This is a genomic window from Nocardia sp. PE-7, from assembly GCF_030486425.1.
Taxonomy (GTDB): Bacteria; Actinomycetota; Actinomycetes; order Mycobacteriales; family Mycobacteriaceae; genus Nocardia; species Nocardia salmonicida_A.
The window spans coordinates 847,650-863,139 of sequence record NZ_CP129614.1; the positions used below are offsets into that span (position 1 = coordinate 847,650).

The window sequence follows — 15,490 nt, forward strand, 5'->3', positions numbered from 1 at the left end:
GCGGACCTGCGTGCCGGGCGCGGGCCGATACCGGTTACCGTGGAGTCCAACTCCTGTACGCGCGCGGTGCTGCCGTGTGCCTCCGGCGAGGTTCGACTCAATGAATGCGAGGCTTTCGTGACCACTTCTGTCATCGTGTCCGGTGCGCGTACCCCGGTCGGTCGGCTGCTCGGCGGTCTGAAGGGCTTCAAGGCCTCGGATCTGGCCGGTGTCGCGATCAAGGCCGCGCTCGAGAAGGGCGGCGTCGCGCCCGCGCAGGTCGACTACGTGATCCTGGGCCAGGTGCTGCAGGCCGGTGCGGGGCAGCTGCCCGCGCGTCAGGCCGCCATCGCCGCGGGTATCCCGATGGATGTGCCGTCGCTGCTGATCAACAAGGTCTGTCTGTCCGGCATCAACGCCATCGCGCTGGCCGATCAGCTGATCCGCGCGGGTGAGCACGAGATCGTGGTCGCCGGCGGCATGGAGTCGATGAGCCAGACCCCGCATCTGCTGCCCAAGAGCCGTGAGGGCTTCAAGTACGGCGACACCACCCTCGTCGACCACATGGCCTACGACGGCCTGCACGACGTGATCACCGATCAGGCCATGGGCCTGCTCACCGAGGATCGCAACGACCTCGACAAGGTGAGCCGCGAGGAGCAGGACGCGCTGGCCGCGGCCTCGCACCAGCGCGCTGCCGCCGCGTGGAAGAACGGGCTGTTCGAAGACGAGGTCGTGCCGGTCGCCGTGCCGCAGCGCAAGGGCGACCCGGTCTACGTCAGCGAGGACGAGGGCATTCGCGCCGACACCACCGTCGAGTCGTTGGGCAAGCTGCGTCCGGCCTTCCGCAAGGACGGCACCGTCACCGCGGGCACCGCCTCGCAGATCTCCGACGGCGCGGCCGCGGTGATCGTGATGAGCAAGGCCAAGGCCGAAGAGCTCGGGCTGGAGTGGATCGCCGAGATCGGCGCCGCGGGCCAGGTCGCCGGGCCGGATTCGACCCTGCAGGACCAGCCGGCCAACGCGATCCTCGCCGCGTGCGCGAAGGAGGGCATCACGCCCGCCGAGCTGGACCTCATCGAGATCAACGAGGCATTCGCGGCTGTCGGCGTGTCTTCGACCCGCAAGCTCGGCTTCGACCCGGAGAAGGTCAACGTCAACGGTGGCGCCATCGCCATCGGTCACCCGCTCGGCATGTCCGGTGCGCGCATCCTGCTGCACCTGGCGCTGGAGCTGAAGCGTCGCGGTGGCGGCGTCGGTGCCGCCGCGCTGTGCGGTGGCGGCGGTCAGGGCGACGCGCTGATCATCCGCGTACCCGCCTGATCCCGTTCGACCGAAAGCCCTGGTACTCCGCGTGGGTACCAGGGCTTTCATTGTGACCGGTCCAACTACGTGGTGTCGTAGATCATGCGGCACAATAGTGGGCATGGGTTTCTTCGATTTGCGGTCCACGGCCAGTCGGTTTCGGTTCTTCGCGGTGCTCGAGGCGCTGTCCTGGATCGGGCTGCTGACCGGTATGGCGTTCAAGTACCTGCCCGCCGAGGGCAACGAGATCGGCGTGAAGATCTTCGGACCGGTGCACGGCGCCATCTTCGTGCTGTTCGTGATCACGGCGCTGTTGACTTCGCGCGAACTGAACTGGAACTGGAAGACCACCGTGCTGGCACTGGCGTCGAGCATTCCGCCGCTGTTCACCGTGATCTTCGAGGTCTGGGCGGTGCGCACCGGTCAGCTCGGTGAGCTGAGCGCAAACGTGAGCAAGGGCTCCGCGGCTGCCGCTCCAACAGCTTCGTGACAAACTGGAAAGCGTGACTCGACCCGCTGCCCGCCGTCCTTCGCCCGCCGCTGCCGCCGCCATGTCCGGTGCGGTGGATCTGTCCGCGCTCAAGCAGCCGCCCGCCGCTCCCGGCGGCGCCGCTGCTGCTCCGGCCTCGGGAAACCACACGGTCACCGAGGCGGATTTCGAAGCCAAGGTGATTCGGCGCTCGACGCAGGTGCCCGTGGTGGTCGCGCTGTTCTCGCAGCGCAGCGCGGGCAGCGTCGAGCTGGTTCGCACGCTGGAGCGGTTCAACGCCGACGACGGTGGAGCCTGGGACCTGGCCGTGATCGAGGCCGAAGCCAATATGAACATCGTGCAGGCGCTGCGCGTGCAGGGCATTCCGACGGTGATCGCGGTGGCGGGCGGGCAGCCGCTGGCCGATTTCGAAGGCGCGCAGCCGGACCCGCAGGTGCGGCAGTGGCTCGACGCTGTGATGGACGCGACAGCGGGCAAGCTCGAGGGCGACCCCGACGCGGCTCCCGTCGAGCCCGAGATCGAGGACCCGCGCTTCGTCGACGCGGAGGACAAGCTGTCCGAAGGTGACTTCGCCGGCGCCGAGGCGGCCTACGAGGCGATCATCGCCGAGGAACCCGGCAACGAGGAAGCCAAGGCGGCCCTGCGCCAGCTGCGCTTCCTGACCAGGGCCCAGCAGCTCGACCCGGCCGTGGTCGCCACCGCCGACGCCGACCCGGCGAATCTGGACGCCGCGCTCGACGCCGCCGACATCGAGATGTTCGAGCAGCGACCCGAGGCGGCCTTCGATCGGATCATCGCGATCGTCAAGCGCACCGCGGGCGACGACCGCACCAGGGCCCGCACCCGCCTGCTCGAGCTGTTCGAGCTGTTCGATCCCGCCGAGCCCTTCGTGATCGCCGCCCGGCGCAAGCTCGCTGCCGCACTGTACTGACACCCACAGCCCAGCAGAGATTGCTTTTCGAAGCCGCCCCGGCCGAACATCGCCGGGGCGGCTTCGCCGCGTATGAGCGGTGCTACGGTCGAAATATGGCGTCCAAGAACGATATTCAGCATCGGATCGTCACCGCGTTGCAGCGGCGACTGAATCCGATACTGGGCAGACTGCCCGGTCAGCAGTTGCTGGAGACGATCGGGCGGGTGAGCGGGCAACCGCGGGTCACACCGATCGGTGGTCGGCGCGTCGGAAACGAGTTCTGGTTGGTCTCCGAGTTCGGGGATCGCTCGCAGTATGTGCGCAACATCAAGGCCGACAACAAGGTCAGGGTGCGCCTGCGCGGGCGCTGGTACGCGGGGACCGCCGTGTTGCTGCCCGGGGACGATCCACGGGCCAGGCTGCGGCAGTTGCCGCGCTACAACAGCACCGCGGTGCGGGCGTTCGGTACCGACCTGTTGACGATTCGGGTCGACCTGGATAGTTAAGCCGTCGAGGACAGCCAGAGGGCGCTGTGGGGTGCCATGGTGATGGTGGCCGAGGCGGGGTGGCCGTGGCTGGGGGTGTCGACGGCGGTGACGATGCCGAGATTGCCGATGCCGGAGCCCGCGTATTCGTGGGCGTCGGTGTTGAGGATCTCGTGCCAGGGGCCGGGGTGGGGCAGGCCGATGCGGTAGTTCTCGCGGAGGGAACCGGAGAAGTTGAAGACGGCCGCCACCGCGCTGCCGTCGGTGCCCCAGCGCAGGAAGGCGAAGACGTTGGCGGTGCTGTCGTCGGCTTCGATCCAGGAGTGACCGCCGGGGGTGGCGTCTTGCGTCCACAGGGCGGGGTGGGCGGTGTAGGTGCGGTTGAGGTCGGCCACCATGGTCGCAATGCCCTGGTGGAGTGGGTTTTCCAGTTCCTGCCAGTCCAGGCCGCGGTCGTTGTCCCATTCGCGGAACTGGCCGAATTCCTGGCCCATGAACAGCAGTTGTTTGCCGGGGTGGGCCCACATGTAGGCGAGCAGGGCGCGTACGCCGCTCGCCTTGGCGAAGTCGTCGCCGGGCATGCGGGTCCACAGCGTGCCTTTGCCGTGCACGACCTCGTCGTGGCTGATCGGCAACACATAGTTCTCGCTCCACGCGTACACCAGCGAGAACGTCATCTCGTTGTGGTGCCAGGAGCGGTGGATCGGGTCGCGACCCAGGTAGCCGAGGGTGTCGTGCATCCAGCCCATGTTCCACTTCATGGTGAAACCGAGGCCGCCGACGTCGGTGCCGCGGGTGACGCCGGGCCAGGTGGTGGACTCCTCGGCGATGGTGACCACGCCGGGATGGGCGCCGTGCACGGCGTCGTTGAGCTCCTGCAGGAAGTCGACCGCTTCCAGATTCTCCCGGCCGCCGTAGATATTCGGCTCCCAGCCGCCGTCGGGGCGGGAGTAGTCCAGGTACAGCATCGAGGCCACAGCATCGACGCGCAGGCCGTCGATGTGGAACTCCTCGATCCAGAAGGCGGCATTGGCGACCAGGAAGTTGCGGACCTCGTTGCGACCGAAGTCGAAAACGAAAGTGCCCCAGTCGAGTTGCTCGCCGCGGCGCGGGTCGGGGTGTTCGTAGAGCGGGGTGCCGTCGAAGCGGGCCAGTGCCCATTCGTCGCGCGGGAAGTGTGCGGGCACCCAGTCCAGGAGCACCCCGATGCCCGCGTTGTGCAGGTGGTCGACGAAGTAGCGGAAGTCGTCGGGGCTGCCGAAACGCGAGGTCGGGGCGTAATAGGAGGTGACCTGGTATCCCCACGAGCCGCCGAACGGGTGCTCGGCCACCGGCAGCAGTTCGACGTGGGTGAATCCGGTCGCGCGCAGGTAATCGGCCAGCTGATGGGCCAATTCGCGGTAGTCGAGGCCGGGTCGCCAGGAACCGAGGTGGATTTCGTAGGCGCTCATGGGGGAGCGGACCGCGTCGGTCTTCGCGCGTCGGTCGAGCCAGGCGCTGTCGGTCCACACGTGGTCGGCGCGGGTGACCACCGAGGCCGTCGCGGGCGGTACCTCGGTCGAAAAGGCAAGGGGATCCGCGTGATCGACGACACGACCGTCGGCGCCGTGGATCCGGTACTTGTAGCGCGTGCCCGGTCCGACGCCCGGCACGAACACCTCCCACACCCCGGAACTGCCCAAGGCGCGCATCGGCGCCGAGGTGCCGCTCCAGTGGTCGAAATCGCCGAAGACGGTGACCCCGCGAGCATTCGGGGCCCAGACGGCGAACGAGGTGCCGTCGACCTCGCCGTCGAGGGTGGTGTAGTGGCGCGGGTGCGCGCCGAGTACCTCCCAGAGGCGGGTGTGTCGGCCTTCGCCGATGAGGTGCAGGTCGAATTCGCCGACGGTGGGCAGGAAGCGGTAGCCGTCGGCGGAAACCACCGTCTGGCCGGCCGGGTATTCCGCGCGGACCCGGTAGTCGTCGATCTGCGGATACGGCAGGACCGCGTCGAAAATACCGTGGCCCAACGACTTCAGCCGATGCTCGGACTCGCCGACGAGCACCGTCACGGTGTCGGCGTGAGGGCGAAGGACCCGGACCGCGGTGCCGTCGGCATGGGGGTGTGCGCCCAGGACGGTATGCGGGTCGGGATGGGTGCCCGCGGCCAGCAGCAGCAGATCGCGGCGCTTCATCACAGTGTCTCGCGGTAGGCCAGCGGTGCGCGGGCGGCGGCGGGGACCGCGGGTAGCGCCAGGATGTGCGCGACCGCGCGCGCGGGGTCGAGTCGCACGAAATTCTGCTGGCCCCAGTGGTATTCCTCGCCGCTGATCTCGTCGAAGACCACCGGATGGTCGTGCCATTCGCGGCCGATCGCGGGGAGATCGAGCGAAATATGGCCCTGCTCGGCGGCATAGGGGTTCAGGTTCACGATGACCAGGACCGCGTCGCCGGTGACCGGATCGATCTTGGAGTAGGCGATCAGCGCGTCGTTGTCGATGTGATGGAAGTGGATGCAGCGCAACTGTTGCAGCGCGGGGTGATTGCGCCGGATCTCGTTGAGGCGGGTGAGCCACGGTTCCAGCGATTCACCGCGCTCGAGGGCGCCGGCGAAATCGCGGGGACGAAGTTCGTACTTCTCCGAATCGAGGTATTCCTCGCTGCCCTCGCGGACCGCCTCGTGTTCGAACAGTTCGAAACCGGAGTACACGCCCCAGGTGGGGGACAGGGTGGCCGCGAGCACGGCGCGGATGGCGAACATGCCGGGGCCGCCGTGCTGCAGGCTTTCGTGCAGGATGTCGGGGGTGTTCACGAACAGATTCGGTCGGGCTTCGTCGGCCTTGGCGGCGATCTCGTAGCCGAACTCGGTGAGTTCCCACTTGTGCACGCGCCAGGTGAAATACGTGTACGACTGGCTGAAGCCGCGCCGGGCAAGGCCGTAGAGGCGGGCCGGACGGGTGAACGCCTCGGACAGGAAGATCACGTCGGGGTCGGTGCGGCGCAGCTCCGTGATCAGCCACTCCCAGAAATCGGCGGGCTTGGTGTGCGGGTTGTCCACGCGGAAGATGGTGACGCCCAGCGAGATCCAGTGCCGGATCACCCGCAGGATCTCGGCGTACAGGCCGTCGGGGTCGTTGTCGAAGTTGACCGGGTAGATGTCCTGGTACTTCTTCGGGGGATTCTCGGCGTAGGCGATGGTGCCGTCGGGCAGGGTGGTGAACCACTCCGGGTGGGCGGCGACCCAGGGATGGTCGGGTGCGCATTGCAGGGCCAGGTCGATGGCGACATCCAGGCCGAGAGCTGTTGCCGTGGAGACGAATTCGGTGAAGTCGGCCTCGGTGCCGAGCAGCGGGTTCACGGCATCGTGTCCGCCGTCCGCCGAGCCGATGGCCCAGGGGGAGCCCACGTCGCCGGGCTCGGTGGTGAGGGTGTTGTTGCGGCCCTTGCGATTCACCACGCCGACCGGGTGGATCGGCGGGAGGTAGACGACGTCGAATCCCATGCCCGCGATCCGGGGGAGTTCACGCGCGGCCGTGGCGAAGGTGCCGTGAATCGGGTTGCCTTCGGCGTCGCGGCCGCCAGTGGAGCGGGGGAAGAATTCGTACCAGGAGCCGACCAGGGCGCGGCGGCGTTCGACCAGGACCGAGAACTGGGCGCCGCGGGTGACCATCTCGCGCAGCGGGGTGGCGCGCAGGATCTCGCTGATCTCCTCGGAGAACGCGGGGGCGACCCGGGCCGGGAGTTGTTCGTCGCTGCGCAGGGCGGTGGCGGCGGCGCGCAGGCGTTCGAACTGCTTCTTCGGGACGGCTTGGGCGGCCCGGTCGAACAGGATGGCGCCGGTCTCGAGGTCGTTGGCCAGGTCGGCGGCGGTCTGGCCGACGGACAACTTCGCTTCGACGGCCGAGCGCCAGGTGGCGACGGGATCGCTCCAGCCTTCGACGCGGTAGGTCCACAGACCGGGGGCGCTGGGGGTGAAGTGGGCGTTGAAGACGTCGGGTTGGTAGTCGGGGGCCATGCGGATGCGGGTGATCCGGGAGGAGCCGGGGGCTCGGACCGCCAGGGTGGCGGCTACCGCGTCGTGACCCTCGCGCCAGACGACGGCACGGACAGGAAACACCTCGCCGACTGCGGCTTTAGCCGGGCGGCCGCCGGGAATGGACGGGGCGATGTCATCGATGGCTATCCGGCCGGTCACTCGGCTAACTTACTGCATTTTTCCGGGTGGGGAGCGCCGGCGGACGGGGGTGCCCCGGGGTGGTTTCAGCGTGTATCGGCCGCTAGGCCCAGGCCGAGGGCCACCAGGACGGCGGCGAGGGCGCGTTCTACCCGCTGACGGATCGTGGCACGGCGCAGCCAGGCGCCTGCTCGGTCGGCGGCCAGGACCACGCCGACGCACCACGCGCCGTCGACGACGACCTGGATGGTGGCCAGGATGAACAGGGTGGGCAGGACGGGGCCTTCGTTCGGGAGGAACTGGGGCAGGATCGTCATGCCGAAGACCGCAGCCTTCGGGTTGGCGGCGATCGAGATCAGTGAGGCGCGGAAGGCGGCGGCGGGGGTGTTGCCGCCCGGGAGTTTCGCGGTGAGGGCGGCGCCGAAGTCGTCGCTGTGGCCGCGGGCGTGGCGCCAGGACTGGACGCCGAGCCAGATCAGGACGACGGCGCCGACGACATGCATGGTCGTGTTGAGCCAGCGGTTGGCGGCCAGCAGAATCGACAGCCCGGTGCCGCCTGCGAGCGTCCAGCCGAGAATGCCGATCTCGTTGCCGACGACCGCGGCCAAGCCGGCGCTGCGCCCGTCGCGAACCGATCGCTGCAGGAACAGTGCCGTCGCGGGCCCGGGTAGCGCGGCCAGGATGATGGCGGCGACCAGGAATTCGGGCAGGACATCGACCCAGTGCGGCATCGGTGCATCGTGGCACGCAGTGCCGGGGTATGGCGAACGGATTTCGTGGCGTCAGGCGCTGCGCAGGCCCGCGAGGAGGCGGTCGAGGGCGGCGATGGTGTCGGTCAGCGCGTTGGGATCAGTGGTGGTGGCCGACCACAGCGCGGCCTCGTTCATCGCGCCGGAGAGCAGTCGGGTCAGCGGGGCGATCGGTTGCGGAGCAAGCACACCGGTGTCGACGAGGGATTGCAGGGCTTCGTGCAGGTGGCGGGCCGAATTGGCCTCGTCCATGGCGCGCCATTCGTGCCAGCCGAGGACGGCGGGGCCGTCGATCAGCAGGATCCGCTGAACGCGGGGGTCGGCGCAGGCTCGCAGGAACGCGGCGCAGCCGGTAGTGAGTTGCGCCCACGGGTCGGACTCGGTGTCGGCCGCGGCGGCCACCTGCGCGCCGACCTCCTCCTGTACCTGCGTGAGGACCGCGCGGAACAGGTCGGCCTTGCTGTCGAAGTGGTGATACAGCGCGCCCTTGGTGACCCCGGCGGACGTCACGATCTCCGAAAGTCCCACGGCGGCATAGCCTTTCGCGGCGAACAGGGCCCTTGTCTCGTGTAACAGGACGCGCCGCGTCTGTTCGCGTTGCCGCGTTCGCGCGGTCGATGTCATCGACTGTCCTCCCGTTGACCTACCGATGGTATGTGAACTATCGTACGACACATACCATCGGTATGTGAAAGGGGAATCCCATGAGACTCAGCAGCTACTACCCGGTTCTCGCGACCAGCCGGATCGCGGAATCGCGCGACTTCTACACGGCCTGGTTCGGCTTCGAGATCGTCTTCGAGGCGGACTGGTACGTCAGCCTGCGGCGGCCGGGCGCCGGCGACGAGCCGACCTACGAATTGGCACTGCTCGACCCCACCCATCCCACGATCCCGGCAGGCTTCGGCAAGCCGGTGCAGGGGGTGGTGCTCAATTTCGAGGTCGACGACGTCGACGCCGAGTGGGATCGACTCGTGCGGACCGGCGGCCTTCGCCCCGAACTCGCGTTGCGCACCGAAGACTTCGGGCAACGCCACTTCATCGTCGCCGATCCCGCCGGCGTGCTGATCGACGTGATCACCGAGGTCCCGCCCACCCCCGAATTCGCTGCCCAGTTCACCTAGATCCCCGGTGCGGGCTCGATCGTTTATTCTTCCGGGGTGAAGGCACTTCGTCGGTTCACTGTCCGTGCCCATTTGCCGGAGCGGCTCGCCGCGCTGGGTGAGTTGTCGACGAACCTGCGGTGGTCGTGGCACGGCCCGACGCAGGATCTGTTCGCCGAGCTCGATCCGGGGTTGTGGCGCACCGTCGGCCAGGACCCGGTGCGGATGCTGGGCGAGGTGCCCGCCGAGCGGCTCGATGAGCTCGCCGCCGATCCCGGCTACACCGCGCGGGTGGACGCCGCCGCCGCGGGCTTGCGCGACTACCTGACTCGGCCGCGGTGGTTCCAGGAGCAGACCGGCACCGAGGTGGCGGGGATCGCCTACTTCTCGATGGAGTTCGGTGTCACCGAGGTGCTGCCGAACTACTCCGGCGGTCTCGGCATCCTCGCCGGTGATCATCTCAAGGCCGCCTCGGATCTGGGCCTGCCGCTGATCGGCGTCGGGCTGCTGTATCGCTCGGGGTACTTCCGGCAGTCGCTGTCGGCCGACGGCTGGCAGATGGAGCACTACCCGGCGCTCGACCCGCAGGGTCTGCCGCTGCGGCTGCTCACCAGCGACGGCTCGCCGGTGCTCATCCGCGTCGGCATGCCGGAGGGGCGGGTGCTGCGGGCCAGGGTGTGGATCGCGCAGGTGGGCCGGATCCCGTTGCTGCTGCTCGATTCCGATATCGCCGACAACGATCCCGAACTGCGCGCCGTCACCGACCGGCTCTACGGCGGCGATCAGGACCACCGCATCAAGCAGGAGATCCTGGCCGGGATCGGTGGCGTTCGCGCGGTGCGCGCCTACACCCGCGCCAACGGGCTCCCCGATCCCGATGTCTTCCACATGAACGAGGGTCACGCGGGGTTCCTCGGCGTCGAGCGCATGCGTGAATTCATCGCGGGCGGACTGGATTTCGAGACCGCGCTCGCCGCGGTGCGAGCGGGCACCGTCTTCACCACGCACACTCCGGTGCCCGCGGGCATCGACCGATTCCCGATGCCTCTGGTGCGCAGGTATTTCGGCGGTTCGCACGGTGAGTCCGAATCCGCCCTGCTGCCCGGGCTTTCCGTCGACCGGATCCTCGCGTTCGGTCGTGAGGGCGATCCCTCGGTGTTCAACATGGCGCACATGGGTCTGCGAATGGCCCAGCGCGCCAACGGCGTATCGAGACTGCACGGTGAAGTCAGCCGGGAGATGTTCGCGGCGCTGTGGCCGGGCTTCGACGCGGCCGAGGTGCCGATCGGCTCGGTCACCAACGGCGTGCACGCCCCGACCTGGGCCGCACGCGAATGGATCGACAAGGCGCGCGAACTGGTCGGCCCCGAACTGGTCGAGGAGGCGCGGGGCTGGGAGAAGCTCAGCGATGTCGACCTCGGTCAGCTGTGGTCGACGCGGAACACGTTGCGCGGGGTGCTGATCGACGAAGTGCGGCGCAGGCTGCGCGATTCCTGGCGACAGCGCGGCGCCGCCGACGCCGAACTCGGCTGGATCGACGACGTCTTCGACCCGAACGTGCTCACCATCGGTTTCGCCCGTCGCGTTCCCACCTACAAGCGACTCACCCTCATGCTGCGCGACCCCGAACGCCTGCGCGCGCTGCTGCTCGACCCCGAACGTCCGGTGCAGCTGGTGGTCGCGGGCAAGAGCCACCCCGCCGACGACGGCGGCAAGGCGCTGATCCAGCAGGTCGTGCGGTTCGCCGACGACCCGGAGGTGCGGCACCGCATCGTCTTCCTGCCCGACTACGACATGTCGATGGCCCGCTACCTGTACTGGGGTTGCGATGTGTGGCTGAACAATCCGCTGCGCCCGCTCGAAGCCTGTGGGACCTCGGGCATGAAGTCCGCGCTCAACGGCGGCCTCAATCTGTCCATCCGCGACGGCTGGTGGGACGAGATGTACGACGGGGAGAACGGCTGGGCCATCCCCACCGCCGACGGCATCCGCGACGAGACCCGCCGCGACGACCTCGAGGCCTCGGCGCTCTACGAACTCGTCGAGCGCACTGTCGCGCCGCGTTTCTACGACCGTGACGCGAGCGATGTGCCGATCCGCTGGACCGAGATGGTGCGCCACACCCTGCAGACCACCAGCCCGAAGGTCCTGGCCTCGCGGATGGTGCGCGACTACGCCGAGCAGTACTACGGACCCGCGGCCGCCGCGTTCGGTCGCGCCGCAGCCGATAAGTTCGCCGGTGCCACCGAGATCGCCGAATACCGCAAGCGCGTCGACGCCGCGTGGCCCTCGGTGCGGGTCGCGCAGGTCGACAGCTCTGGCCTGCCGGATACCCCGGTGATCGGCGCGGAACTGTCGCTGCACGCGCGCATCGATCTCGGCGGGCTCGCGCCGACGGATGTGGTGGTGCAGGCGGTACTCGGCCGGGTCTCGCCGACCGACGACCTCTCCGACACGACCACGATCGAGATGCGCCACACCGGCGCCGACGAAGGCAGCGAGCTGTATTCGATCCAGGCTCCGGTCCCGCTGTCGGGCGCGGTCGGATACACGGTCCGTGTCCTTCCCCACAACGCGTTGCTCGCCTCCGACGCCGAACTGGGCTCGGTGGCCGTCGCGGGCGCGTAACCGTACACGGTGACGCGAGTGCCGGGTTCTTCGATTCAGTGAACTTTCCGCTACCGTTCCGGGGTCGATAACTGAGGAGAATCATGGCCAGTGATGCCCTGACCCGTGCCAGAGGGCGCGTCGACGGATATTTCGGTATCTCGTCGAGTGGGTCCACCTTCAAGCGCGAGGCGATGGCGGGCACGGTCACGTTCCTGGCGATGTCGTATGTGCTGGCGGTGAACCCGTCGATCCTCGGTGACGAGGGCGCTCTCGGCGACAAGGGCATCCCGATGCAGGCGGTCTTCACGGCCACCGCCGTCGCCGCGGTCTTCGGCACCCTCGTGATGGGCATCTGGGCGAAGTACCCGATCGCGCTCGCGCCGGGCATGGGTCTCAACGCGTTCTTCGCCTACACGGTGGTGCTCAGCATGGGCATCCCGTGGCAGGTGGCGCTGTCGGGCACCCTGCTGTCAGGCATCATCTTCTTCGTTCTGGCGATCACGAAGGTCCGGGAACGCATCCTCAACGCGATCCCGTTGCAGATGAAGTTCGCCGTCGGCGCGGGTATCGGCTTGTTCGTGGCGTTCCTCGGGTTGAAGAACGCGGGCATCGTGGTCAACAGTGATTCGACGCTGGTGACTCTCGGCAATCTCACCGACGGCACCACACTGTTGGCTCTGTTCGGTCTGATCGTGACCGTGGTCTTCCTGGTGATCGGCTGGCACGGCGCGGTGCTCTACGGCATCGTCTCGACCACGATCCTGGGCATGGTGACCGGTCTGGTCGACATACCGAGCGGCATCGCCGAGATGCCGAAGGGGCTGGATCAGACCTTCGGCCAGGCGATCATCCACCTGCCGGACGCTTTCACCGGGCAGATGATCGTGGTGGTCCTCACCATGTTGTTCGTCGATTTCTTCGATGCCTCCGGCACTTTGATCGGCGTCGCCAACCAGGCCGGTCTGCTGAACAAGGACGGTACCCTGCCCCGCGCGGCGAGCGCGATGGCCGCCGACTCGGTCGGCACCACCGCGGGCGCGATCATCGGTACCTCTACTACCACCGCGTATGTCGAATCGACGGCGGGTGTGTCGGCGGGTGGTCGAACGGGACTCACGGCGGTGACCACCGCGGGCTGGTTCCTGGTCGCGATGTTCTGCTATCCGATCTTCTCGGTGGTCGCCGGATCGGCCGAGATCACCTCTGCCGCGCTGATCGTGGTGGGCATCCTGATGGCGCGCTCGCTGGGTGACATCGACTGGCAGAACCTCGAGTACTCGGTGCCCGCGTTCATCACCGTCATCATGATGCCGCTGACGTATTCGATCGCCAACGGGCTGGCGATGGGGATGATCTTCTACCCGATCGTGATGGTCGCCAAGGGCCGTATCAGGGAAGTGCACCCGGCCATGTGGGCACTGATGGTGTTGTTCCTCGCGTACTTCATCTTCCTGGTGGAGTAGGCGTTCCGGCCGTAGGTGTGTCTATACTCAGGCTAGCCTAGGCTTGCCTAACTAGAGGAGATCCATCCATGAAGCGTTCGCTCGTTGCCGCGTCGATGGCGTTTGCCACCATCTTCGCGCCGGTCACCGCCGCTGTCGTCGCCACCGCCCCCGCCGCGATCGCCGCCCCTGCGACGCCTTCGGTCGGTGAGCTGTACGGCAAGCTGCAGGCGGCCATGAATGGTTCGGCGTCCGAGCTCGAGTCGGGCAATGCCAGTGGCCTCGCGGTCGTGCGCGACACCGTCAACCGGATCCCCGGCTACAGCTGGGATGTCTCCGGCCCGGTCACCGTGGACGGCGATACCCTGTCGGCCACGCTGAACAGCCGCCTGGGTGACTACGCCTTCCCGATCCCGGTGACCTGGAAGAACGTCGGCGGCACCTGGAAGCTGTCGCAGGAGTCCGAGGAGACGCTGGTCGGCTACGCCACCATGGCCTGGTGAACTGACATTTTCGACAAGGGTCGTCCCGCTGGGGCGGCCCTTTTCGTTTGCCCTGTGGGCGGGGTCACAGTATTGCCTGGAAGGGCGTGAAATAGTGGCTGCGGACCCAGGGTTGTGACCGAGGAAGGCAATCGGACCACGGTCCGGTTGCGGGCATGTTTCGAATCGCAGACGAGGAAACGATGACCGACACCGCTACCCGCATCACCCCTACCGCCACCACCGACGAGACCACCGCCGCAGGTATCGGCCTGCTGGTGCTGCGCGTCGGCTTCGGTGGTCTGATGGCCGCCTACGGAACCCAGAAGCTGTTCGGCTGGTTCAACGGCCCCGGCTGGCGTGCCAATGCCGACGGCTTCACCGCCATGGGCTACAACCCCGGCGAGATCTTCGGCACGCTGGCCGGGCTCACCGAACTGGTCGGCGGCCTGCTGCTGGTGTTCGGGCTGTTCACACCGCTGGCCGCCGCCGTCGTGCTCGGGACGATGATCAACGCCATCAATGTGTTGTGGAGCGGTGGGCTCTTCCCGTCGGATCCGTCGACGCCGGGGTACACCACGCCGCTGCTGTTCGCGCTGGTCGCCGCGGCTCTGGCATTCACCGGGCCGGGGCGTTTCTCGCTCGATGCGGGCCGACCGTGGCAGCGCCAGGGCGTGGTGTGGGGCGCGGGGGCCGTCGCGGTCGCCGTGGTGGCCGCGGTGGTGACGTTGATCTTGAAGGCTGTGCTCTGACCTGGCGCAGCACTGTGTACCGCGAGGGCGGCGTGGTGACCGGGATCCGGCTGCCTCGCCGGCTCTTTCGTGGTGTGGCGAGCCGACTCGTCATCGGGCGTACGCCCGTGGTTCCACGGAGCGGGCGCGGGGAGTCGGTGGCAACGATTAACCTCGGGGCGGCGCTTGTTCTCAGCGGCGCCACGCATTGTCCGCGGATGGAAGAGGAGAGCTGCGATGAAGGCTTACGACCTGGGTTTCGGGGACTCGGCGGACAAACTGGCCGAGACGCCCGACGGTGAGCCGCTGACGCTGGACGCGCCGGTGCGCTCCGGTTGGATCGGCAGTGAAGGACCGGCCATCGATCCGGCCACCTGGCCGCGCGGACCCGTCACCGGCCTGCCGATGATGCACGCGCTCACCCTGCGGCTGCCCACCGATTTCCAGCGCCGCGGCCCCGGGTTCCCCGCCATCGCGCTCTTCCAGGGCGAGGGGCAGTTCGCCGGTACCGACGCGGTCGAGGCGGACGCGGCATCGGATGACCCCCTCGCGCGCGACCTGGTCGCCACCCGCCCGCACCCGAAGTCGCAGATCATGCACGACGAGATCGGCGGCGCTTTCGCGCTGATCTGGCTCACCGACAAGGAATTCGCCGGCGGCCCCGTGGCCCCGCCCGCCGACGTTCGCCTGCCCGGATCTCCGAGCGCGAGCGATGAGGGCTGCAATGCCTGGGACGATGTGCATCCCACCGTCGGCGTCTGGCTCGCCGAGCGCACCGCCGACCCCAATGTCGGTATCCCTCCGGTCGAATACGAACCGAACACGAAGTACCAGGACCCGCTCACCGACGACTCCGGCTGGACCGCGTGGGCCGAGCCGCTGTTCGGCCGCTCGCACCTGGGCGGCACCGCCTTCCCCGTCCAGGCTCTGCCCGAGGGGTTGACTCCGTACTACCTGGAAATCGAGGAGATCTCCGGCATGAACTTCGGCGGCGGCAACGCCCAACTCGACTTGGAGTCGGGCGTTTTCGATTGGTCCTGCGGATAGC

At 68.0% G+C, this 15,490-nt stretch carries 14 protein-coding genes; 10 read left to right on the top strand and 4 right to left on the bottom strand.

Translation table 11 applies throughout. From position 1 onward, the window contains the following. Positions 1-117 precede the first annotated feature (117 nt). From QX204_RS03895 to QX204_RS03910, 4 genes are all read left to right on the top strand, one after another. Positions 118-1,302 carry an acetyl-CoA C-acetyltransferase gene (locus QX204_RS03895; RefSeq protein WP_301905201.1) on the top strand — a complete coding sequence of 395 codons (1,185 nt, stop codon included), beginning with the start codon at positions 118-120 and terminating at the stop codon, positions 1,300-1,302. A 103-nt stretch (positions 1,303-1,405) separates the two neighbouring features. Further along, the gene (locus QX204_RS03900) at positions 1,406-1,774 is read left to right on the top strand and encodes a DUF3817 domain-containing protein (protein ID WP_301905202.1); all 369 of its coding nucleotides are present in this window, start codon (positions 1,406-1,408) and stop codon (positions 1,772-1,774) included. A 61-nt stretch (positions 1,775-1,835) separates the two neighbouring features. Further along, on the top strand, positions 1,836-2,705 hold the full coding sequence (locus QX204_RS03905) for a tetratricopeptide repeat protein (protein WP_301907901.1): 870 nt from the start codon (positions 1,836-1,838) through the stop codon (positions 2,703-2,705). 95 nt (positions 2,706-2,800) lie between these two features. Next, a complete protein-coding gene (locus tag QX204_RS03910; RefSeq protein WP_301905203.1) occupies positions 2,801-3,193 on the top strand; it encodes a nitroreductase/quinone reductase family protein in 393 nt (130 codons plus the stop codon). On the opposite strand, the gene glgB is transcribed toward QX204_RS03910, so the two are convergent. From glgB to QX204_RS03930, 4 genes are all read right to left on the bottom strand, one after another. After that, entirely contained in the window at positions 3,190-5,346 is a 2,157-nt protein-coding gene (glgB, locus tag QX204_RS03915) for a 1,4-alpha-glucan branching protein GlgB (protein ID WP_301905204.1), read from the bottom strand. The genes QX204_RS03910 and glgB overlap by 4 nt on opposite strands. Beyond that, positions 5,346-7,346, bottom strand: a complete 2,001-nt coding sequence (locus QX204_RS03920) for an alpha-1,4-glucan--maltose-1-phosphate maltosyltransferase (protein ID WP_301905205.1) — start codon at positions 7,344-7,346, stop codon at positions 5,346-5,348. The genes glgB and QX204_RS03920 overlap by 1 nt, the downstream gene beginning before the upstream one ends. A gap of 65 nt (positions 7,347-7,411) precedes the next feature. Further along, positions 7,412-8,056, bottom strand: coding sequence for a LysE family translocator (locus tag QX204_RS03925; protein ID WP_301905206.1), 645 nt, complete (start codon positions 8,054-8,056; stop codon positions 7,412-7,414). Between the two features lie 51 nt (positions 8,057-8,107). Further along, the gene (locus QX204_RS03930; RefSeq protein WP_301905207.1) at positions 8,108-8,698 is read right to left on the bottom strand and encodes a TetR/AcrR family transcriptional regulator; all 591 of its coding nucleotides are present in this window, start codon (positions 8,696-8,698) and stop codon (positions 8,108-8,110) included. 80 nt (positions 8,699-8,778) lie between these two features. Between QX204_RS03930 and QX204_RS03935 the strand changes: the two genes are divergently transcribed. From QX204_RS03935 to QX204_RS03960, 6 genes are all read left to right on the top strand, one after another. Further along, positions 8,779-9,198, top strand: a complete 420-nt coding sequence (locus QX204_RS03935) for a VOC family protein (RefSeq protein WP_301905208.1) — start codon at positions 8,779-8,781, stop codon at positions 9,196-9,198. Between the two features lie 36 nt (positions 9,199-9,234). Continuing rightward, on the top strand, positions 9,235-11,805 hold the full coding sequence (gene glgP, locus QX204_RS03940; protein ID WP_301905209.1) for an alpha-glucan family phosphorylase: 2,571 nt from the start codon (positions 9,235-9,237) through the stop codon (positions 11,803-11,805). Positions 11,806-11,888: 83 nt separating this feature from the next. Beyond that, on the top strand, positions 11,889-13,250 hold the full coding sequence (locus QX204_RS03945) for an NCS2 family permease (RefSeq protein WP_301905210.1): 1,362 nt from the start codon (positions 11,889-11,891) through the stop codon (positions 13,248-13,250). A gap of 68 nt (positions 13,251-13,318) precedes the next feature. Continuing rightward, positions 13,319-13,732 (top strand): MTB12 C-terminal domain-containing protein, encoded by a 414-nt coding sequence (locus QX204_RS03950; protein ID WP_301905211.1) that lies wholly within the window; start codon positions 13,319-13,321, stop codon positions 13,730-13,732. 182 nt (positions 13,733-13,914) lie between these two features. Continuing rightward, positions 13,915-14,463, top strand: coding sequence for a DoxX family protein (locus QX204_RS03955; RefSeq protein ID WP_301905212.1), 549 nt, complete (start codon positions 13,915-13,917; stop codon positions 14,461-14,463). Between the two features lie 216 nt (positions 14,464-14,679). Beyond that, complete coding sequence (locus tag QX204_RS03960) at positions 14,680-15,489, top strand: hypothetical protein (RefSeq protein WP_301905213.1); 810 nt, start codon at positions 14,680-14,682, stop codon at positions 15,487-15,489. The last annotated feature ends 1 nt before the right edge of the window (position 15,490 follow it).

Excerpts from the sequence above, each read along its gene's own strand:
- QX204_RS03900 (WP_301905202.1), top strand. The coding sequence starts at position 1,406 with ATGGGTTTCTTCGATTTGCGGTCCACGGCCAGTCGGTTTCGGTTCTTC.
- QX204_RS03905 (WP_301907901.1), top strand. The coding sequence starts at position 1,836 with ATGTCCGGTGCGGTGGATCTGTCCGCGCTCAAGCAGCCGCCCGCCGCT.
- QX204_RS03910 (WP_301905203.1), top strand. The coding sequence starts at position 2,801 with ATGGCGTCCAAGAACGATATTCAGCATCGGATCGTCACCGCGTTGCAG.
- glgB (WP_301905204.1), bottom strand. The coding sequence starts at position 5,346 with ATGAAGCGCCGCGATCTGCTGCTGCTGGCCGCGGGCACCCATCCCGAC.
- QX204_RS03925 (WP_301905206.1), bottom strand. The coding sequence starts at position 8,056 with ATGCCGCACTGGGTCGATGTCCTGCCCGAATTCCTGGTCGCCGCCATC.
- QX204_RS03930 (WP_301905207.1), bottom strand. The coding sequence starts at position 8,698 with ATGACATCGACCGCGCGAACGCGGCAACGCGAACAGACGCGGCGCGTC.
- QX204_RS03935 (WP_301905208.1), top strand. The coding sequence starts at position 8,779 with ATGAGACTCAGCAGCTACTACCCGGTTCTCGCGACCAGCCGGATCGCG.
- QX204_RS03945 (WP_301905210.1), top strand. The coding sequence starts at position 11,889 with ATGGCCAGTGATGCCCTGACCCGTGCCAGAGGGCGCGTCGACGGATAT.
- QX204_RS03950 (WP_301905211.1), top strand. The coding sequence starts at position 13,319 with ATGAAGCGTTCGCTCGTTGCCGCGTCGATGGCGTTTGCCACCATCTTC.
- QX204_RS03955 (WP_301905212.1), top strand. The coding sequence starts at position 13,915 with ATGACCGACACCGCTACCCGCATCACCCCTACCGCCACCACCGACGAG.
- QX204_RS03960 (WP_301905213.1), top strand. The coding sequence starts at position 14,680 with ATGAAGGCTTACGACCTGGGTTTCGGGGACTCGGCGGACAAACTGGCC.